This is a genomic window from Sorangium sp. So ce590 (assembly GCF_051521365.1).
Lineage (GTDB): Bacteria > Myxococcota_A > Polyangia > Polyangiales > Polyangiaceae > Sorangium.
Genome location: NZ_CP150346.1, coordinates 4340165 through 4360152, shown reverse-complemented (window position 1 = coordinate 4360152; position 19988 = coordinate 4340165). Strand labels below are relative to the sequence as shown.

Here is a 19988-nt window from a genome sequence, read left to right as displayed (position 1 = left end):
ATGGATGGTTTCGTGAGCAAGCGCGGTTACGACCGCAATCCGATGGTGGTGCGCGACCGCAGGCTCGGGCGATCGGGCTCGGCGTGGGTGCGCTCGTTCGCCGCCGAGGACGTGCGGCCGCTGATCGTCGGCCGGGGTCCGATCCGGAAAGAGGCGATGGATGTCTTCGCCCAGATGGGGATCGAGCGTTACGGCATCCTCCTGTCGGAGAAGGACTCGATCGTCTACACGCACGCGCTGGCGCCCGAGCTGCGCTGCATCCACCCCGCGCGCGTGCACCGGGTGAAGGACTACACAGGCGCGACGAAGGACGAGCGCGTCAAGCTGATGCACGAGATCGTCGCGATCGCCCGGGAGTGCGGCTACACGCACGTGTTCGCGGGCTACGGCTTCATGGCCGAGGACGAGGAGTTCGTGCGCACCCTCGAGGGGGCGGGGCTCGTGTTCATCGGCCCTCGCTCGTCGGTCCAGCGCGCCGCCGGGCTCAAGGACGAGGCGAAGCGCACGGCGCTCGCGACAGCGGTCAGCGTGACGCCGGGCATCGACGACGCGACCCGGCGGATCGTGCTCCGCAAGTGGCCGGATCACGCGGCGCTGCGCGCGGCCGCGGCCGAGCGCGGGCTGGGCGGGCCGTCGCTCGCGGCGCGGCTCGCCGGGGAGGTCCCGCTCGCCGAGGCGGCGGACGCGCTGCTCGCGGCGGCGTACGCGCGGCGCGTGGATCTCTACACGACCGACGAGCTCTGCGCGGAGCTCGAGCGGGGCGCGGCCGAGCTCCTCGCCCGCCACCCGGGGCGGCGGATCCGGCTCAAGGCCATCGGCGGCGGCGGCGGCAAGGGGCAGCGGCTGCTCGCCGGCATCGCGCCCGGCGCGGCGGAGCCCGGGGCCGCGGCGCGCGCGCGGGCGGCCGAGGTCCCCGCGCTGGCGCGGGAGGTCCTCGCCGAGGTGAAGGCCGCGGGCGTCGGCGACAACAAGAACATCCTGCTCGAGCTCAACATCGAGGAGACGCGGCACAACGAGATCCAGCTGATCGGCAACGGCGCGTGGTGCGTCGCGCTGGGCGGGCGCGACTGCTCGCTGCAGATGCACGAGCAGAAGCTGCTCGAGGTGGCGATCACGCAGGAGGGGCTCCGCGAGGCGATCGAGCGGGCGCGCGCGGCGGGCGACCCGCGCGGCGCGGCGTCGCTCGAGCGCGAGCTCACCTCGCTCGCCCGGATGGAGGCCGAGGCAGAGCGGTTCGGGCGGGCGGTGGGGCTGAACTCGGCCTCGACATTCGAGTGCATCGTCGAGGGCGATCATCACTATTTCATGGAGGTCAACACCCGGATCCAGGTCGAGCACCGGGTGTCGGAGCTCTGTTATTCTCTCCGCTTCGAGAGCCCGGACGATCCGGCCGACGCGTTCGAGGTGACCTCGCTCATCGAGTGCATGGTCCTCCTCGCGCGCCACGGGGAGCGGCTGCCCCGGCCGATCCGCGCGCGGCGGGAGGGGTCCGCGGTGGAGGCGCGCCTCAACGCCACGAACGGCGCGCTGGAGCCGCACGCGGGCGGCGTCATCGTCTCCTGGAGCGACCCGCACCCGCACGAGATCCGCGACGATCAGGGCATCTGCGCGAAGAACCCCGACACGGGGGTGTTCATGCATTACCGGCTCGCCGGCGCGTATGACAGCAACATCGCGCTCCTCGTGACCTACGGCGGCTCCCGCGAGGAGGCCTATCTGCGGCTCTGCGAGATCCTGCGCACGACCACCCTGCGCGGCAGCGATCTGCACACGAACCTCCTGTTTCATTACGGGCTCGTGCACTGGTTCCTCGCGCGGAGCGTGTGGGCGAAGCCGACGACGCGCTTCGTGGTCCCGTACCTCACGCAGGTCGGCCTGCTCTCGGTGGAGCTCGGGGGCCTCGATTTCGACGCGATGTGGGCCGAGCTCGGCGCCCGTCACGCGCGCCGGCTGGCGGCGCAGTCCGGGGCCCACGATGGCGCGGACGTGGCGCTCAGGAAGGTCTTTGCGCTCAAGGACACGCTTGTGCGCCGCCCCGTGGAGCGGATCTGCGCCGAGCCGCACCTCCTGTCGGCGTGGCTCAGCCGGAACATGGGGGCGTTCGAGGTCCGGTCGGGGCGGGTGCGCTGGCTCAAGAACCCGGTCGAGGTGCTCGCGGACACGTACTGGCTGCTCAACATGGCGCCGCAGCCGCACGCCCCCGCGGCCCACGCGATCTGGGATCACGACCAGGAGCTCCTCTCGCGCGCGCTCGGCTTTTATCGCCGCCTCGGCGAGCGGATGCGCCAGGCGGGCAGCGCGCCGTCGTGGCCCGTGCTGCGAGAGGTCCTGTCCCAGGACACCGCGCCTCCCGGCCATGACGGCGAGCTCTGGCGGAGGGTCCGCGGCTCCCACCTCGGCTTCCAGGCGGGGCTGGAGCTCCTCGACGCGCTGGTCCTCGCGGGAGAGGCCACGCGCTTCTTCGAGCTCCACGTGCGGGAGGACGGGACGGTCGCCCTCCCCGAGCGCCTGCTCGACAGCGAGCTCTCGGCCCGGATGCGCAAGGTCCTCGCGCCGCCGCCCGCGAGGCGGGCCAACGAGATCGTCGCGGTCACCGGCGGCATGTTCTACGCGCAGGAGGCGCCGGATCGGCCCGCCTTCGTGACGAAGGGGAGCCATTTCGACGCCGGCGACCCGCTCTACGTCCTCGAGGTCATGAAGATGTTCAACAAGGTGCTCGCGCCGTTCTCCGGCACGATCGAGGAGGTGCTCATCGACGGTGGCGAGGGGGCGATCGTGCAGAAGGGACAGCCGCTCTTCCGCGTGAGGCCGGATGAAGCGCACGTGGAGGAGGACTCGGGGGATCGCAAGCGCCGCCGGCGCGAGCAGACGATGCGGTATGTGGACGCCGTCTTCGACCCGGAGGGCCCCTGAGGGAGGGACCGCGACGTTCCTTATCGCGATCGCGCCCCCGCCGCGACGCGCGCGAACGCGTCGGGAAAGAGGCCCACCTCGGCCTCGCTGCGCGTCTCCAGCGTCTCGGGATCGAGCCGGAGCACCTTGCCCGGCGTCACGGTCTGGTCGCCCTCGCAGACGATGAAGAGCCCGTGCTCCTCGTCGAGCTCCGCGAGGTGCGGCCTGAAGCATTCCCCGCTGATGTTCCGGACGACAGCGTTGCTGTCGTCCTGGGTCATGCCGATCCGCACGATCGTGTCGGGCACCTGCGTCGGCACGTAGATGGCGCTCCCGTCAGGGGTCCACGCGCTGACATAGGGCGCGCCGATCGTAAGGATCGTCCTGGATTCGTCGAATGTCCCCGACGCGACATCGAAGAAGCGAACGTCCCTGCTGTCGGTGTTGCTCACGGCGATGGTCTTCTGATCGGGCGACATGACGGCGGCGTAGGGCCCGTACGACGACGAGTGGGCGTCGGACGGCAGCGGCGGCCCGACGGGGATGAGCTTCACCTCGGCGTCCGGGTCCGTCAGGTCGACGATCGCGAGGGCGTTGTCGCCATAACAGGCGACGTAGGCCCGGGCGCCGTCCGGCCGCGAGAGGGCGATCCCGTTCGCGGCCTTGCAGACCGGGATGAGCGTCGGCGCGGCGGCGCCATGAGGCCAGTCCGCGTCGGGCTCCAGGACCGCGAGCGATGAGCGCGCCGCCTCGGGGTCCTCCGGGTTGTCGAGCGCGCGCTTGAGATCGAAATGAGAGACGACCACGCGCCCGCCGTCCTCCGAGATCACGATGTCGCCCGGGTTGGCCTCGACGCGCACCTGCCCGAGGACGCGCAGGTCGTCGAGCGCGAGCTTCTGGACATAGCCGGCCACCGCGCTCCCGCCGTGCACCGCGTGGGGGCCGCTCGAGCCGGCGATGGCAGGGTACGACAGCGCGATGTAGAGCGCGCCGCCCGCGGCGTCCACGGCCACGCGGTGAGGCCCATCGATCGTCACGGGCTCGCGGCCCACGGGGCGGACGCCGAACCGCTCGCCGGTCTCGAGCGCGATGAGGGAGATCGTATCGGAGAGGCTATCGGTCACCACGCCCATTCCGCCGTCCGGAATCACGATCTCCGGGCGCCGGTTCGGATAGGCGTCGCCCTCGTAAGCACCGTGGCGAGTTTCGATGATGGGATCGGGGTCGCTGCAGCTCGCCAGCGCCGCCGCCGCGAGCGCACAACCCAGGAATCGCGCAATGACCATGGATGACCTCGAGACGAGCGCCGCCAGCCCGCGCACGCCGCATCGTAGCAGCCGCCCGCGCAGGACGCGGCTTGCCCTACCACAGATCAGCCCCGCCCGTGCGCTCCAGGAGGCGCCCGGCCGACGGCCGCTCCGTACGACCCTCGCCCCGGCGACGTCGGCGCCGAGCTCGCCCTCGAGGCACGTCAGGATGCGCGCGCGCTGGAGCGTTGGTGCGCTCCTTGCTGAAAGCCCCGGCTCCCCCGGAGGCCATCTCATGACCGATCGCAAACACCCCGCGAATCCCTCGTCCAAAGAGCCGGCACCGCGCGACAAGGGCGCGGGCAGCGCCAAGCAATCGATGGGCGGCCCGTCGGCGAAGCCGCGGGCGACGCGGCCGAAGCGCAGCCTCCTCGAGCGCGCGGCGACCGCGCTCGGCAGCGGGACGAGCAGCGACGACGCCGGCGTGCGCAACGTCGCGGCCGCCGACCGCCTCGACGCGAAGGTCGACGCCACCGAAGCGCTCGTCGCCGCGATCCCCGAGAACGTGAACAAACCCGCCGAGTACGCGCTACGCGGCAAATTGCCTCAGCCGCCGCAAGGTGCCACGGCGAAGCCCGAGAACCTCGACGCCACCGCGAGCACGATCACCGAGAGCAACGAGTCCGAGAAGAACGGCGCCAAGGCGGCGCCGGGCGAGAATCCGAACCAGGGGCCGCTGCAGAAGCACCGCGTCGACTCGCTCGGCCGGACGCTGACGACGAACCAGGGCGTCCCCGTCGGGGACAACCAGAACTCGCTGCGCGCGGGGCTGCGCGGCCCGACGCTGCTCGAAGACTTCATCCTGCGCGAGAAGATCACGCACTTCGACCACGAGCGCATCCCCGAGCGCGTCGTGCACGCGCGTGGCTCGGGCGCGCACGGCTACTTCGAGTGCACAGAAGACATCACCTCGCTCACCAGGGCCGCGCCCTTCGCGAAGGTCAGCAAGCGGACGCCGGTCTTCGTGCGCTTCTCGACCGTGGCGGGCGAGCGCGGCAGCGCCGACACGGTGCGCGACGTGCGCGGCTTCGCCGTGAAGTTCTACACCGACGATGGCAACTGGGACCTGGTCGGCAACAACATCCCCGTCTTCTTCATCCAGGACGCGATGAAGTTCCCCGACGTTGTGCACGCCGTCAAGCCCGAGCCGCACCACCAGATGCCGCAGGCCTCGAGCGCGCACGACACCTTCTGGGACTTCATCTCGCTCATGCCCGAGTCGATGCACATGGTCATGTGGCAGATGAGCGACCGGGCGATCCCGCGCAGCTTCCGCACGATGCAGGGCTTCGGCGTGCACACCTTCCGGCTCGTCAACGCGGCCGGCGAGGCGACGCTCGTGAAGTTCCACTGGACTCCCGTGCTCGGCACGCACTCGCTCGACTGGGACGAGGCGGTGAAGATCTCGGGCGCCGACCCCGACTTCCACCGCCGCGACCTCTGGGAGGCCATCGAGGGCGGCGCGTTCCCCGAGTACCTCTTGCAGATCCAGACGTTCACCGAGGCCGAGGCCGAGCGGTGGAGCTTCGACGTGCTCGACGCGACAAAGATCGTCCCGGAGGAGCTCGCGCCCCTGCGCACCGTCGGCCGGCTCGTCTTGAACCGCAACCCCGACAACTTCTTCGCCGAGACCGAGCAGGTCGCGTTCTGCACGCAGCACGTCGTCCCCGGCATCGACTTCACGAACGACCCCCTGCTGCAGGGGCGCAACTTCTCGTACCTCGACACGCAGCTCTCGCGCCTCGGCGGGCCGAACTTCCACGAGATCCCGATCAACGCGCCGCTCGCCGAGGTGCACAACAACCAGCGCGACGGGTTCCACCGCCAGGCGATCCCCCGCGGCCGCGTGAGCTACGAGCCCAACTCGCTCGCCGGCGGCTGCCCCTTCCAGGCCGGCGCGCGCGGCTTCGCCTCGGTCGCCGAGCGGCTCCTGGCGCAGCAGGCCGCGACCGAGCCGAGCAAGCTGCGCGCGAAGCCCGAGAAGTTCGCCGACCACTTCACGCAGGCGCGCCTCTTCTGGGCGAGCCAGACGCCCGTCGAGCGCGAGCACATCGCGCGCGCCTTCCGCTTCGAGCTCACGCGCGTGCAGACGCAGGCCATCCGCGAGCGCATGGTCCGGATGCTGCGGAACGTCGACGAGGGGCTGGCCGCGCGCGTCGCGGCCGACCTCGGCATGCCGCTCCCCGAGCCGCTCTCGATGGTGGCGCCGCCCATCAAGGACCCCGAGGTCGCTGTGTCGCCGGCCCTGTCGCTGTTCGCCCGGCCCGGCGACGGCCGCATCCTCGGCCGCCGCGTCGCGCTCCTCGTCGCCGACGGCGTGAGCGGCGCGGCGTCGGGCGCCCTCTACGACGCGCTGCTGCTCGCCGGCGCGGTGCCCCGCTACGTCGGCGCGCGCCTCGGCGTGGTGCGCACCGCCGAGGGCGACGAGCTGCCGGTCGAGGTCACGATCGAGGCCGCCCCGAGCGTCCTCTTCGACGCCGCGGTGCTGCCGCCCGGCGCGGGCGCGGCGGCGCTGGCGCGCGACGGGCTCGCGGTCGAGTTCGTCCAGCTCCAGTACCGCCACTGCAAGCCCCTGCTCGTCCCGGCGTCGGCCGCGCCGCTCGCCGAGGCCGCGGGCGTGAGGGCCGCCGAGGCCGGCGCGGGCGCCGACCCGGGCCTGCTCGCCACGCCCGACGACGCGGTGGCCGCGGCGGCCCCGGCGTTCATCGAGGCGATCGCCATGCACCGCGCGTGGCAACGCCAGACCGAGCCGCCGGCGGTCTGACGGAGCGATCTCCGAAGGCCACGACCGCCCCTGCAACGTGGGCGTCTCCCGATCGATCCACTCTCAGCGGCTCCTCCTGCTCCTCATGGAACGCGCGGTGATTGTGCGGGTCGGATGGCCTGCCGCCGTGGAGTGCGTGTCTGCCGGATGGCCGGAATGGCGCCGCTCGCGCCCGCCGCTCGCGCCCGCTGGCAGGCTCACCGATACGCTGAGATCGATGGTCTTGCCGCCGTGCTCCCGAGCCGGGCGTCTCGCCACCCACGGTAGATCCGCAGGCGAGTCCCATGAGGGAGAGACCCGCTGCAAATGCTGTCCAATCCACCGCGCCGACCCGCGCGAATTTTGCGATGGGCTCGAATCCCCGCCGTCCCGGATTTCGATCTCCAGATCAGCCTCTACCCTCTCGCCTCCGGTACCACCTGCTCGACTCCGCACTCATAGAATCCAGAGGGACTGACATTTTTTACCTTCAATGCGCCGAGGCACGTGGAGCTCGAGCCCCGCAGGCTGTGCAGTGAAGACGGCCCCTTCCATGCATGGATCAGCTGTTGATACAGCTTCATTTTTCCAGGCGAGAGGCGGATCCCGGACGTCGAGCGGGTCGAGGTGACCGTGCGCGTCGGCGTGCCGCGGCTCGCGACGCTCGGCCTGCTCGGGCGGGCGGCGCCGGTGGCGCGGGGGGATTCCGGGGGGCGCCGCGCCCGCTGGCGGAGGGGATCCCGTAGGAACGAGGGTGACGGCGAGCGGATGGATGTGCTGTCGGCCACAGAGGCGTTCGAGGGGGCGGACGGAGATCGAGCCTCGGCTGGCCCTGGGCCGGAAGCTGAAGCGCTCGTCCGGGTCGCTGGCCATCGAATGTTAGTACTATTCGTGATCAAGAAGTCGGTTGCCGGGAATTTAGACCTGGCCAAGGAGGAAACGTGCGTCCAGCTTCACTACAAACTTACGCTCTTGTCTTCGGGTTCGTTGCCGTTGGCTGCTCGGGCTCCGACGATTCATCTGGGGATCCCGGGTCGGGTGGCAGCGCGGCTGGGACGGGCGGCGCGACAACGGGTAGCGTGAGCACGGGTAGCGGCACCGGCGGTGCGGCTAGCTCGGGCGGGTCGACCAGCGCGACAACGGGCGGCTCGACAACGAGTGGCGCGACAACGAGCGGCTCGACAACGAGTGGCGCGACAACGAGCGGCGCGACAACGAGCGGCTCGACAACGAGCGGCTCGACAACGAGCGGGACCGGCGGTTCGGGCGGGAACGGCGGCTCGGGCGGGACCGGCGGCTCGGGCGGGACCGGCGGCTCGGGCGGGACCGGCGGCTCGGACGGACCCGCGAGCTCAAGCACGACCGGCGGCACACCTGTCGCGTGCACGGAGGCCGACAAGAGGGTCTGCAGCGATGGCATCGGCACCCATTGCGGACTCACCTACGAGTACTGGAAGGACCGAGGGGAAGGGTGCCTGACCAACACGGCGGATGGCTTCAGCGTAGAGTGGAGCAACATCAACAACTTGTTGGGCCGCAAAGGCGTGAGACCGGGGGGGAAGAACAATATCGTCACGTACGAGGCCAACTACCGGCCGAACGGCAACTCCTACCTGGGCGTCTATGGGTGGACGACGGGCCCGCTCATCGAGTATTACATCATCGATAGCTGGGGCACCTGGCGGCCGCCGGGCGGAGAAGGGTTCGTGGGCACCGTCGACAGCGACGGAGGCACCTACGACATCTACAAGACCCAGCGAGTCAACCAGCCTTCCATCGAAGGCACCGCGACGTTCTATCAGTTCTGGAGCGTCCGGAAGGACAAGCGCACGAGCGGAACCATCACCGTCGCCAACCACTTCGACGCGTGGGGGCGCCAGGGGCTGACCCTGGGGAAATTCTATGAGGTCTCGCTGGTCGTGGAGGGATATCAGAGCAGCGGTAGCGCTGATGTGAAGGTCTCGATTGACTGAGCGCTGGGCCTTGAGCATCGCCTCGGCCAGCAACTAGAAGAAGTACGCGTCCACGGTCCGGGAGAGCGCTGAATCGCCGGCGCCCAGGGCATACGAACGGCGCTCTCCCGGAATCTCAGGTGGCGGGTCACGGTGTCAGGCGGCTTGTGTCGGGTGGCGGCACGACCGCCGGCACCGGGGACCCGCAGGCTGCGGAGTGAAGGCGGCCCTTTCGATGCGCGGATAGGTTGTTGATACAGCGTCACCTTTTTACGAAGGAGGCGGATCGCGCAAGGAAACTTCTATCACTCGAGGTGAGCGTGGCGATTCGCCATTGACACGCTCGAATCGCTTTGTTCTTCCTGTCTCCTCGGCTCATCCAAGAGACGACTGATGATCTCTTCGTAGCGAATTTTACACCCGCTTATCTGCCCGCGAGCCTCGCGCTCTGCAATGCAACCAGCTGTTGGCCGAGGCCCCATCTGGCGCCTCTCCCAGCGGCTGAGCGGGAGCGCGCACCTGGCATCCAGCGGTCACTAGGAGCACCATGCGAATCAACGATCAGGCAGGCCTGTCCACCGTGTCCTTCGGCAAGATATCGCAGCGCACGCTCGGTTTCCTCTCATGCGTTACAGCCCTCCTGCTGGGGGCCTGTAGCGGCGAAGATCCCGATTTCGGGGGCACCGCTGGAGCCGGAGGCGCGGGCACCCCGGGAGCAGGGGGAGCGAGCGGCACCTCTTCCTCCGTCACCAGCGGCGCCGACGCGTCCACCGCCACCGCGACCACGGGCTCCTCGTCCACCGGACAGGCCGCCGGCAGCGGAGGCTCGAGCGGAGCGGGCGGCGCACACTCGACGGATCATTGCCTGGTCGGTTTCGATCCCCATCCCAGCGACGCGACGATGAAAGACGGTCCGGCGGAGTTCAGCAAGAACAGCCAGATCGATCTCACGGTTCAGCCGGAGGTCATCGCCTGGATGGAGCAGAACGAATGGCAAGCCGCCCATTTCGAGTGGCACAGCATCCGGCGCTGCGGCGGCGGCGGGTTCGGGGGGATGAGCAGGGTCAATATCTGCAGCTCGTCGGTCCCGGTTCCGTCGGACCAGGAGTGCAAGACGACGGGCGATGGCTTCCAGTTCCTCGCCATGCATCGGCACATGATCCAGTCGTTGAAGCAGCTCTGGCCGAAGCACTCCGAGCAGTTCGAGGGTTTCAAGAAGTTCCCCACGACGGCGGAGGAGCTGCCCGAGCAGTGGAGAGCGGACTTCAGGGCCTGGAGCGCCACGACGCTCGCCAACGCGAAGATCGCCGACGAGATCGACAAGCCGGAGAACCTGAGCCGCTTCCCGGACGAAGGCGCGTTCGGAATGTGGCTCCAGTGCTTCGCCGGTCAAGCCATCCCCGGCGCAAGTGTGTCGGCCAGCGGCCTGCACGGGGATCTCCATTTCAAGTGGGTACGCAGCAACAACACCGACCACGGCCTCGGCAACCAGTTCACGAACATCGACAACTACATGTTCTGGAAGCTGCACGGCTGGATCGACAACGTCTGGGAGAAGTACCGCGTCGCCAAGGGCATGTCGCCCACCGACCAGAAGCTGAAGGACGCGGTAGCGGCCCAGTGTTACGAGATGGACGCGATCGCTCAGGTCATCAATCCTGAGCTGAAGCCGGATCCCGTCGATCCCCTCCCCACGGAGTCCGGCGTGTTCCACACCACGGTCCGTCCGATCCTCGAGAGCGACGTCAACAAGTGCAGCGGTTGCCACGCGGCGCAATCGACCGGTCCCCAAGCAGGCCTGTCGCTCGGCGGCGACGTCAGCTCGGCGGACATCGTCGCGGGCCTCGTCAATCAGGCATCCAAGTACGGCGGGCAGTTCAGGCTCGTGGTGCCGGGAAACCCGGACCAGAGCTGGCTCTACCTCAAGGCCGCAGGGACGGCTGCGAACGCAGGATGCAGGCCCTCCGGCGGCGCCAGCTGCCTCACGGGCGTCATGCCACAGTCCGCGGACGGCAAGCCGACCCTGACGAGCACCGAGCTCGCGACCCTCCGCAAGTGGATCCAAGACGGCGCGCCCGCCCCGACGGCGCGGTAGACTCGCCCCGATCCGCCTCACCCACGGGCCGCTCGCCCCTGCTCGGGAGCGGCCCGTGGGTGGCATCTCGCGCAGCTGTGAGGCGGGCGCCCGCGACGGATGAGGGTGGCTCAGGCCGCCGGCGCGCGGCTCGCCGCCGGAGCGGCCATCGCCGCCGCCTCGCCGGCCGCCGCGGGCCGCGCCGAGGCGGCCCCCGCCGGCCGCCGGGTCCAGAGCCCGGCGACGAACGCCACGAAGGCCATGACGCCGACGATGAACAGGGTGTCTCCGACGAGCCGCATCCAGCGCAGCGCCTCGATCACCGGCTGCTGGAGGAAGTCGGCGCTCCGCGCGTACCACAGGCCGCGGTCGACGCTGGCCCACGCCTGCGCGAGCCCGATCGGCAGGAGGCTCAGGGCGATCATGAGCGCGAGCCCGCCGTTCATCCCCCAGAACGCCAGCCGGAGCCGCGCGTCGCTCCACACCGCGTCAGGGCGCAGGCGGCGGAGCATCACGAGCACGAGGCCGAGCGAGAGCAGCCCGTAGACGCCGAAGAGGGCGGCGTGCGCGTGCACGGGCGTCGTGTTCAGGCCCTGCATGTAATAGAGGGCGAGCGGCGGGTTGATGAGGAACCCGAACACGCCAGCTCCCACGAAGTTCCAGAACGCGACGGCGACGAAGAACTGGATGGGCCAGCGATAGGCCTGCATCCACGCGCTCCGGTGCTGCATCTGCCACGTCTCGTGCGCCTCCATCCCCACGAGGACGAGCGGCACGACCTCCAGGGCGCTGAAGCTCGCGCCGACGGCCATCACCGAGACCGGCGTGCCGCTGAAGTAGAGGTGGTGGAACGTGCCGGGGATGCCCGAGATGAGGAAGATGCAGGTGGACAGGATCGCGGCGCGCGCCGCGCTGTCGGGCCGCACGAGGCCGAACCGCGTGAACAGGAAGGCGATCGCGGCGGTGGCGAAGACCTCCATGAACCCCTCGACCCAGAGGTGCACGACCCACCAGCGCCAGTACTCCATGACCGAGAGGTGGGTCTTCGCGCCGTAGAACAGGCCCACGCCGTAGAACAGCCCGATCGCGACGGTCGCGCCGGTGAAGAGGATCACGATGTGCCGGCTCAGGTCGCGCCGCGCGAGGGCGGGCCAGAGCGCGCGCAGCATCAGGAAGAGCCAGAGGATGAGGCCGCCGAAGAGGGCGATCTGGAAGGCGCGGCCGAGGTCGACGTACTCGTACCCCTGGTGGCCGAACCAGAACGACGTCTCGAGGGCAAACCACTGCTTGACCGCCAGCCACTCTCCGGCGAGCGAGCCGAAGACGACGAAGACGAGCGCCCCGAAGAGGACGTTGACGCCGAGCCGCTGCCCCCTCGGCTCGCGCCCGCCCACGGCCGGCGCGAGGAAGAGCCCCGACGCGAGGAAGGCCGTCGCGATCCAGAAGACGCCGAGCTGGACGTGCCAGGTGCGCGTGACCGCATACGGGAGGTAGTCCGCGACCGGCACGCCGAAGACCTCGTGTCCCTCGACCGTGTAGTGCGCGGTCAGCGCGCCGAGCCCGACCTGGAGCACGAGCAGGGCGACCACGACGACGCAGTACTTGCCGATGGCGCGCATCGACGGGGTGAGCTCCCACCCGCCCAGCGGATCGCGCTCCGGCGCGGGGGCGGCCGGCTCCTCGCTGCGGCGGAACGCGTGATACCAGACGAGGGCGCCGATCCCGGCGAGCAGCAGGACGATGCTCACGACCGACCAGATGACGTTGGCGGTCGTGGGGACGTTGCCGATGAGCGGCTCGTGAGGCCAGTTGTTCGTGTAGCTGGCGCCGGTGCCGGGGCGCTCCGCGGCGCAGGACCACGCGGTCCAGAAGAAGAACGCCGTCAGCTTGTCGCGCCGCCCAGCGTCGGGGACCGCGCCCGTGTGCAGCGCGTAGCTCTCGCGCAGGTCCGTGAGGCCCGGCTCGTCGCCGAACAGCGCGCGGTAGTGCGCCGCCGTCTCCTCGATCGCCCGGGCGCGATCGTCCGAGATCGTGAGCACCCCGGTCGCCGGGTCGACCCCGTTGTGGCGCATCGTCTTCTGGAGCCGCGCCTTGAGCGCGGCCTGCGCCTCGTCGGGCAGCGCCGCGAACGGCGCGCCGTGCTCTCGCTGGCTCCAGATCGACAGCAGCGCCTCGGCCTCGCGATGCAGCCAGTCGGCCGACCAGTCCGGCGCCTGGTAGGCGCCGTGCCCCCAGACGCTGCCGACCTGCTGTCCGCCGATGCTCTGGTAGACCAGCTGCCCATCGAGGATATCGTCCTTCGTGAGCAGCACCCTGCCTGCCGGGGTCTGCACGATCTCGGGGATCGGCGGGGCCTTCCGGTATACCTCCCGGCCCATGAAGCCGAGGATCAAGAATCCAGCGGTGATGACGGCGGCGAGCGCCAGCCAGAGTCGTCGTAGGTTATGCATATCGACCTCGTTGTTCACGTGAGCCAGGCGCGCGCCCGCGCCTCCGCGGCGCGGCTCGGGGGCTCCGGTCGTGATGCCGGGCCATGAAGCAGGCGGCGTGCCGCTCGGCTGCGCCCCTTCGTCTCCTGCATCCAGGGGCCAATGTTGCGCTTTTAGCAACACAATAACGTTGTAAAAATCACAACGATGTTGTATCATCCACAACATGCCGAGCCTGAAGGCGTTGCTGTCGGTGGCGCTGGATCTCACGACGTCGCTGGGGGCCGAGGATCGTTACCGGCGCCTGCTCGAGGCGGTGCGGCACGTGGTGCCGTGCGATGCGGCGTGCCTGATGCGGTACGACGACGGCGTGCTGGTGCCCCTCGCGGCGCACGGGCTCACGCCGGAGGTGCTGGGGCGCACGTTTTGCGCCAGGGCGCACCCGCGGCTCGACCTCCTCTGCCATGCCGAGGCGCCGGTGCGCTTCCCGTCGGACACCGATCTTCCGGATCCGTTCGACGGGCTGCTCGCGTCGGACGCGACCGCGCTCGCGCACGTCCACGCGTGCCTCGGCTGCCCGCTGCGGGTGGAGGGCGCGCTGATCGGGCTCTTGACGACCGACGCGCTCGATCCGCGCGCCTTCGACGGGGTGGACGCGAGGACGCTCTCCTGGCTGGGCGCGCTGGCCGGGGCGGCGATGCGCACGAGCCAGCTCATCGACGCGCTCGAGCACAGCGCCGAGCGGCTCGGCCTCGTGGCGGAGGATCTCCGGCAAGCCGCGGAGCGGGAGCGGGGCGCCGACCTGCTCGGGACGAGCCCGGCGATGCAGAAGCTGCGGGACGAGATCGCGCTCGTGGGGCCGTCGGATCTCACGGTGCTGATCACGGGCGAGACCGGCGTGGGCAAGGAGCTCGTGGCGCGGGCGGTCCACGCGGCGTCGAAGCGGCGGGGCGAGCCGCTGCTGCACGTGAACTGCGCGGCGCTGCCCGAGTCGGTGGCCGAGAGCGAGCTGTTCGGGCACGTGCGCGGCGCCTTCACCGGGGCGGAGCAGAGCCGGCCCGGCAAGCTCGAGGTGGCCGACGGGGGGACGCTGTTCCTCGACGAGATCGGCGAGCTGCCGCCGTCGATCCAGCCGAAGCTGCTGCGGGCGCTGCAGGAGGGCGAGGTGCAGCGGGTGGGCGCGGATCGGTCGCTGCGCGTCGATGTCCGCGTCGTGGCGGCCACGAACCGCGATATCGAGAAGGAGGTGGCCGCGGGGCGCTTCCGGGCGGACCTGTTCCACCGGCTCAACGTCTATCGCGTGGCGGTGCCGCCGCTGCGCGAGCGGAGGAGCGATATCCCGCTGCTCGCGGGCCATTTCTGCGACGCGGCGCGCGCGCGGCTCGGGGTGGGCCCGGTGCGGCTCACGCAGGCGGCGCGCGAGCTGCTCATGGACGGCCCGTGGCCGGGCAACGTGCGCGAGCTGGAGAACACGCTGTTCCGGATGGTGCTGCAGGCGTCGCGGGGCGTGCCGCGCGGGGCGCCCGTGGTGCTGGAGCCGGCGCACCTCGGCGGGAGCTTCGCGGCCGCGGCGCCGCCGCCCCGGGCCGAGGGGGCGGAGGACGCCAAGGGCGACGGCGGCGAGGCGCCGCCCGCGGCGGGGGCGACGCTGCACGAGCGGGTCGACGCCTACCAGCGCGCGCTCATCCAGGAGGCCGTGGCGCAGCACGACGGCAACTGGGCCGCCGCGGCGCGGTCCCTCGGGATGCACCGCAGCAACCTGCACCACCTCGCGAAGCGGCTCGGGCTGCGGTGAGGCGCGCCTGCCGCGGGGCCACCGCGGCGGGAGGAGCCGAGTTCCCGGGGACGCCCGGGTGAGGCGTTCATGGGACAGCGTTCCATGCAAGTCGAGATGATGGGCGGGCTCATCGGTCCAAGGGAGCGGTGGACAGAGGAGGAGCCGAGTGGCAACCAGTGTCCATGGACAACCGAAGATCAGACCGCCGGTGGGCCCGGCGTGGGGTGGCTCAGGCGCTCCTGATCGGCGCGGGCGCGCTGGCCTCGTGCTCGCCCAAGCGCGCCGAGGTCACGCCGCAGCCAGCGCCCACCGACAGGATCCTCACCGGCGCTGACGCGCTGGGCGACTGGACAACGGACGCGCCGGGGGTGAAGCGCAAGATCACCGTCGCCGATCTCCCCCCGCCCAACGAGGAGGAGTCGGTGGTCAACAGGCCAAGCAAGGCAGATCGTCCAGCCGGTGTGTTCCCCAAAGTCCCGTCGGGATTCACCGTGACCGAGCTCGCCACGGGGCTGGAGGAGCCCCGCGTCGTGCAGGTGGCGCCGAACGGCGACGTGTTCGTGGCCGAGAGCAAGGCGGACCGGGTGACGGTGCTCCGGGACACGGACGGCGATGGCAAGGCCGACGTCCGCAGCGCCTTTGCCGAGGATCTCAACCGCCCCTTCGGCATCGCCTTCTATCCGGCCGGCGCCGATGCGCCGACGCACGTGTACATCGCGAACACCGACAGCGTTGTGCGGTTCCCTTACAAGGCGGGCGACACAAAGGCCAGCGGCCCGGCCGAGCCGCTGGTCACCAACATCCCCTCGGGCAAGGAAGCGGTGGGCGGCGGGGGCCACTGGACCCGCGATATCGCCTTCAGCAAGGACAGCCAGCGAATGTTCGTGTCGGTGGGATCCCGCTCCAACGTCGACGACGACGAGGACGAGATCCGGCGCGCCTGCATCCTGGCCTTCACCCCCGACGGCAAGAACGAGACGCTCCATGCGTCCGGCCTCCGCAACCCGGTCGGCCTGGCCATCGAGCCGGCGACGGGCGCGCTCTGGACCAGCGTGAACGAGCGCGACGAGCTGGGCGACAACCTGGTCCCCGATTACGTGACGCGCGTGCAAGAGGGCGGCTTCTACGGCTGGCCCTGGTACTACCTCGGCCCGCACCAGGATCCGCGTCACCAGGGCAAGCGCCCCGAGCTGAGGGACAAGGTCATCGTGCCGGACGTGCTGATCCAGTCGCACTCGGCGTCCCTCGACCTCTGCTTCTACACGGGCCAGCAGTTCCCGGCCGACTACCAGGGCCACATCTTCGCCGCGGAGCACGGCTCGTGGAACCGCTCGCGGCGCACCGGCTACAAGGTGATCCGCATCCCGGTCAAGGACGGCAAGGCGGCCGGCTATTACGAGGACTTCATGACCGGATTCGTCACGAGCACCGGCGACGTGTGGGGTCGTCCGGTCGGCGTCGCGGTGGCCAGGGACGGCGCGCTGCTGGTGACCGACGACCAGAGCAACACCGTGTGGCGGGTGGCCTACGGCAAGTGAGACCACGAACCAAGGCGGCCGGCGAGCACGGAGCCTCACGTCGGTCGAGGGGCGGCCGAGGAGCGCCGCGTCACTCCCCGTACTTGCGTGCCACGGCCTTGTATTCGCGCCAGAGCTCCCCGTGCCGGACCGCGCGCAGCGCTCACGATGCCGGCGGTCAGGGCCAATACGGCTCCGATCCCAAGTCCGACCCGAGGCGCTACGTCGAGGGAGGTGGTGGTGAAGAGCAGGGTCATGAGAACCGCCCCCGCCGTCTGACCGGTCAGACGAGCGGTGCCTTGCATGCCGCCCGCCGCGCCGCTCCGTTCCGGTGGCGCCGAGAGGAACATGTTGCGGTTGTTCGGCACCTGAAAGAGGCCGAACCCCAGGCCGCAGACGATGACGAACGCGATGAGCAGCCGAGGGTCGCCCTGCAGCGGCCACACGGCGGTCGCCGCCAGGCCGAGGGCGAGGCAGGCGCCGCCGACAGCACAGAGCCACGCCGTCGGTATGCGGTCCGCAAGGCGACCGGCGACGACAGCTGTCGCAGCGACGGTTAGCGGCCAGGGCGTCATGTAGATCCCGGCCACGAGCGGCGTCTGCCCAAGCTGGTGTTGCAGGTAGAAGGGAAGCGCCACCAGGCCCGCCGTTTGGCCCGTGAAACAGCACACCGAAGCGATCGCCGAGATCCGGAACGATCTGCCGCGCAGCAGGTCGAGCGGGATCATCGGGGCGGCCTTCGGCATCTCCCGACGAACCAGCCCCATCAGGGCGATCGCCGCCATCGCGAGCAGCAGGCCGGCCGCGAGCGGCCGTGTCGGCAAGAGCTCGGCTCCGAGGACGAGCAGCGCAAAGGCGACGCCGTTCAGCGCCACGCTGCGCCCGTCGATCCGCTGCCCCGTTCCGGCGACCGGCGGAAGCGCGCGCGCGGCCAGCAGCGCCGTCGCGCCCACGGGGAGGTTCACCAGGAAGAGCCAAGGCCAGCCCATCCCCGCCAGGATCAGGGCGCCGATGGCGGGGCTCGCGGCCGACGAGAGCGCGACCGTCAGCGCGTTCCAGCCTATGGCGGCGCCGAGCTGCTCCGGAGGAACGGACAACCGCAAGAGGGCGACGCCCAGCGCCATCACGGCGGCGCCGCCAAGGCCCTGGACGAACCGGGCGGCGACGAGCCAAGGCAACGAGGGCGACAGGGCGCACAGCGCGGACGCCGCCGTGAATAGAGCGACACCCCAGACAAACACCCGGCGATAGCCGAGCCGTTCGCCGAGGGCTGCGCAGGGCAGGAGCGCCATGACGAGCGCGGTCTGGTACGCGGTGATGACGAGGACCGCCGAGGACGGCGTGGCGCTCAACGCGCGGGCCATCGTCGGCAAGGCGACGTTGGCCATGCCCGCGTCGAGCACCACCAGGCTCATGGCGCTCAACACAGCGGCGATCGCGAAGGCGCGTCGCGGCGATGGCAGCCCGGCGTCGGCGTGGGCCTGCTGCGGCGTGGATCGGTCCAGGGGGGGCATCTCGGCCCGCCCTTCGGCCAGAAGACGGGTCATGCTGCCGCCGTGGTCCAGACGCCGTTGCGTTCGACATACCGGGTGACCCGGTGCTCTTGCCGGTCCTCGACCCTCAGGTCTCGCTCCGTGAAGCGGAAGAGCAGGGCCGAGCTCGTCATGCACCGCGTGTCGTGAATGTCGCCGGGGAGGTACGCCTGGACCTGGCCGGCCCGCACCAGGGTCGAGTCCCTCTTCACCAGCCGGACCTGGCCGTCCGGGTCCTCCACGCGCGCGTAGGTCCCCATCTCGATTTCGCCCTGCTGCATCGCATAGATCACCCACCCTCTGCCGTGGTCGTGGGGTGGCCGATAGAGCCCGGCGTGCTCGGTGTGCGCTAAGAGCACGAACCCATGGGTGGGGTCGCGATACAGCTCCTCATTTGTGGGCGCGTTCCGGTGAAGCGCCGCGAGCCACGCCTCTGACGGCGAAGCCTTGAGAAGAGTCTCCAAATGCTGGCGGCACTCGGCGACCAGCTCGCTCGTCAGCGGCCCCCAGGCCGCCTTCGTGCCGTCGATGAATGTCTGCAGAGCGCTGTTGGCCATCGTCGTTCCCTCCGTTGAAGTGTCTCGGAAGGGTAGAGGGCCGCGTGACATACCGGAACGCGCAGCGTGTGCATGTCGTCCGTGCGCTGGACGCCATGTGACCCGCGACGACTATTTCGGCTCTCCCGCGATCTCGCCGCTGTCATCAGTCAAGCTCGAGGTTCATGCTATCTTCGGGGCATGGCGTCCCCCGATCTGAACCTGCTCATCACGCTCGACGTGCTCCTGGCAGAAGGAAGCGTGGCGCGCGCCGCTCAACGGTTGCGGCTCAGCCCCTCGGCGATGAGCCGCGCGTTGGCTCGCCTGCGAGAGACGACCGGTGATCCGCTCCTCGTCAGGGCGGGCCGCGGCCTGGTTCTGACGCCTCGAGCGCTGGCCTTGCGTGAGCGGGTTCACCAGCTCGTCGAGGACGCTGAGGCCGTGTTGCGCCCGGATCGAGTGATTGACCTGACCGGGCTCGTCCGGACCTTCGCGCTGCGGACCAGCGATGGCTTCGTGGAGAACTTCGGCCCTGACCTCCTGGCACGAATCGGCGAGGAGGCCCCGGGGGTGCGCCTCCATTTCCTTCAGAAGCCTGACAAGGACAGCACGCCCCTCCGCGACGGTCGGGTCGATCTGGAGACCGGCGTGATTGAAGCGTCCCTTGGTCCGGAGGTGCGCAGCCAAGCGTTGTTCCATGATCGGCTGGTCGGTGTCGCGCGAGCCGGGCATCCTCTGAGCGACGGCAAGGTGACCGCCAAGGCCTATGCCCAGGCGCACCACGTCATCGTCTCGCGCAGCGGCCATGAAAACGGCGCCGTCGAGCGACCGTTCCTGCCCCCCGGCCTCATCCGGAAGGTCGGAGCCATCGTCGGTGGCTTTTCAGCCGCGCTGTCGCTGGCGCGGGCTTCCGATCTGGTGGCCACGGTTCCAGATCGCCATACAGCGAGTATGCGCGATGGGATGTTCAGCTTCCGCCTTCCAGTGCCTGCGATCGGGTTCACCGTGTCCATGCTGTGGCACCCCCGAATGGACGCCGATCCGGCACACCGCTGGTTGCGAGCATGCCTTCGCGCTGTCTGCGCGTCGGAAAGCGCTGGTTAGAGCCCGTCTGGCCGCGTGCCGGGGCTCTCCGTCGCGCTGAAGACCGCTGTCGGGGCCGAGCGGAACACCGCCACAGCGCGATGAACAGCGCAGCGAGCGGGGCGGAAGCGCGCGGGCGCGAGCGC

11 protein-coding genes are annotated in these 19988 nt (G+C 70.2%); 7 read left to right on the top strand and 4 right to left on the bottom strand.

Going from position 1 to position 19988, the window contains the following annotated elements; all coding sequences use genetic code 11:
- Entirely contained in the window at positions 1 to 2913 is a 2913-nt protein-coding gene (locus tag WMF28_RS16330) for a biotin/lipoyl-containing protein (protein ID WP_437603164.1), read from the top strand.
- A gap of 20 nt (positions 2914 to 2933) precedes the next feature.
- On the opposite strand, the gene WMF28_RS16325 is transcribed toward WMF28_RS16330, so the two are convergent.
- Positions 2934 to 4178, bottom strand: a complete 1245-nt coding sequence (locus WMF28_RS16325) for a YncE family protein (RefSeq protein WP_437603163.1) — start codon at positions 4176 to 4178, stop codon at positions 2934 to 2936.
- 256 nt (positions 4179 to 4434) lie between these two features.
- Here WMF28_RS16325 and WMF28_RS16320 point away from each other — a divergent pair, with 256 nt between their 5' ends.
- The 3 genes from WMF28_RS16320 to WMF28_RS16310 all read left to right on the top strand — a co-directional run bounded on the left by WMF28_RS16320 (position 4435) and on the right by WMF28_RS16310 (position 10989).
- Positions 4435 to 6963, top strand: a complete 2529-nt coding sequence (locus tag WMF28_RS16320) for a catalase (RefSeq protein WP_437603162.1) — start codon at positions 4435 to 4437, stop codon at positions 6961 to 6963.
- 1058 nt (positions 6964 to 8021) lie between these two features.
- The gene (locus WMF28_RS16315) at positions 8022 to 8915 is read left to right on the top strand and encodes a glycoside hydrolase family 11 protein (RefSeq protein WP_437603161.1); all 894 of its coding nucleotides are present in this window, start codon (positions 8022 to 8024) and stop codon (positions 8913 to 8915) included.
- Between the two features lie 880 nt (positions 8916 to 9795).
- Positions 9796 to 10989: a hypothetical protein gene (locus WMF28_RS16310; RefSeq protein ID WP_437603160.1), complete on the top strand. Its 1194-nt coding sequence runs from the start codon at positions 9796 to 9798 to the stop codon at positions 10987 to 10989.
- A 110-nt stretch (positions 10990 to 11099) separates the two neighbouring features.
- Here the strand turns inward: WMF28_RS16310 and WMF28_RS16305 are convergent, their stop codons facing one another.
- Positions 11100 to 13418, bottom strand: a complete 2319-nt coding sequence (locus tag WMF28_RS16305; RefSeq protein WP_437603159.1) for a nitric-oxide reductase large subunit — start codon at positions 13416 to 13418, stop codon at positions 11100 to 11102.
- A gap of 205 nt (positions 13419 to 13623) precedes the next feature.
- Here WMF28_RS16305 and norR point away from each other — a divergent pair, with 205 nt between their 5' ends.
- Together norR and WMF28_RS16295 are read left to right on the top strand one after the other, a co-directional pair.
- Positions 13624 to 15192: a nitric oxide reductase transcriptional regulator NorR gene (gene norR, locus WMF28_RS16300; RefSeq protein WP_437603158.1), complete on the top strand. Its 1569-nt coding sequence runs from the start codon at positions 13624 to 13626 to the stop codon at positions 15190 to 15192.
- Between the two features lie 206 nt (positions 15193 to 15398).
- Complete coding sequence (locus tag WMF28_RS16295) at positions 15399 to 16712, top strand: PQQ-dependent sugar dehydrogenase (protein ID WP_437603157.1); 1314 nt, start codon at positions 15399 to 15401, stop codon at positions 16710 to 16712.
- Between the two features lie 35 nt (positions 16713 to 16747).
- On the opposite strand, the gene WMF28_RS16290 is transcribed toward WMF28_RS16295, so the two are convergent.
- Complete coding sequence (locus WMF28_RS16290; protein WP_437603156.1) at positions 16748 to 18238, bottom strand: MFS transporter; 1491 nt, start codon at positions 18236 to 18238, stop codon at positions 16748 to 16750.
- On the bottom strand, positions 18235 to 18780 hold the full coding sequence (locus tag WMF28_RS16285; protein ID WP_437603155.1) for a hypothetical protein: 546 nt from the start codon (positions 18778 to 18780) through the stop codon (positions 18235 to 18237). Before WMF28_RS16285 ends, WMF28_RS16290 begins: the two co-directional genes overlap by 4 nt.
- Before the next feature lie 180 nt (positions 18781 to 18960).
- Between WMF28_RS16285 and WMF28_RS16280 the strand changes: the two genes are divergently transcribed.
- The gene (locus tag WMF28_RS16280) at positions 18961 to 19863 is read left to right on the top strand and encodes a LysR family transcriptional regulator (protein WP_437603154.1); all 903 of its coding nucleotides are present in this window, start codon (positions 18961 to 18963) and stop codon (positions 19861 to 19863) included.
- Positions 19864 to 19988 lie beyond the last annotated feature (125 nt).

Coding starts and splice junctions, on each gene's coding strand:
- WMF28_RS16330 (WP_437603164.1), top strand. CDS start 1: ATGGATGGTTTCGTGAGCAAGCGCGGTTACGACCGCAATCCGATGGTG.
- WMF28_RS16325 (WP_437603163.1), bottom strand. CDS start 4,178: ATGGTCATTGCGCGATTCCTGGGTTGTGCGCTCGCGGCGGCGGCGCTG.
- WMF28_RS16320 (WP_437603162.1), top strand. CDS start 4,435: ATGACCGATCGCAAACACCCCGCGAATCCCTCGTCCAAAGAGCCGGCA.
- WMF28_RS16310 (WP_437603160.1), top strand. CDS start 9,796: ATGAAAGACGGTCCGGCGGAGTTCAGCAAGAACAGCCAGATCGATCTC.
- WMF28_RS16305 (WP_437603159.1), bottom strand. CDS start 13,418: ATGCATAACCTACGACGACTCTGGCTGGCGCTCGCCGCCGTCATCACC.
- norR (WP_437603158.1), top strand. CDS start 13,624: ATGCCGAGCCTGAAGGCGTTGCTGTCGGTGGCGCTGGATCTCACGACG.
- WMF28_RS16290 (WP_437603156.1), bottom strand. CDS start 18,238: ATGACCCGTCTTCTGGCCGAAGGGCGGGCCGAGATGCCCCCCCTGGAC.
- WMF28_RS16285 (WP_437603155.1), bottom strand. CDS start 18,780: ATGGCCAACAGCGCTCTGCAGACATTCATCGACGGCACGAAGGCGGCC.
- WMF28_RS16280 (WP_437603154.1), top strand. CDS start 18,961: ATGGCGTCCCCCGATCTGAACCTGCTCATCACGCTCGACGTGCTCCTG.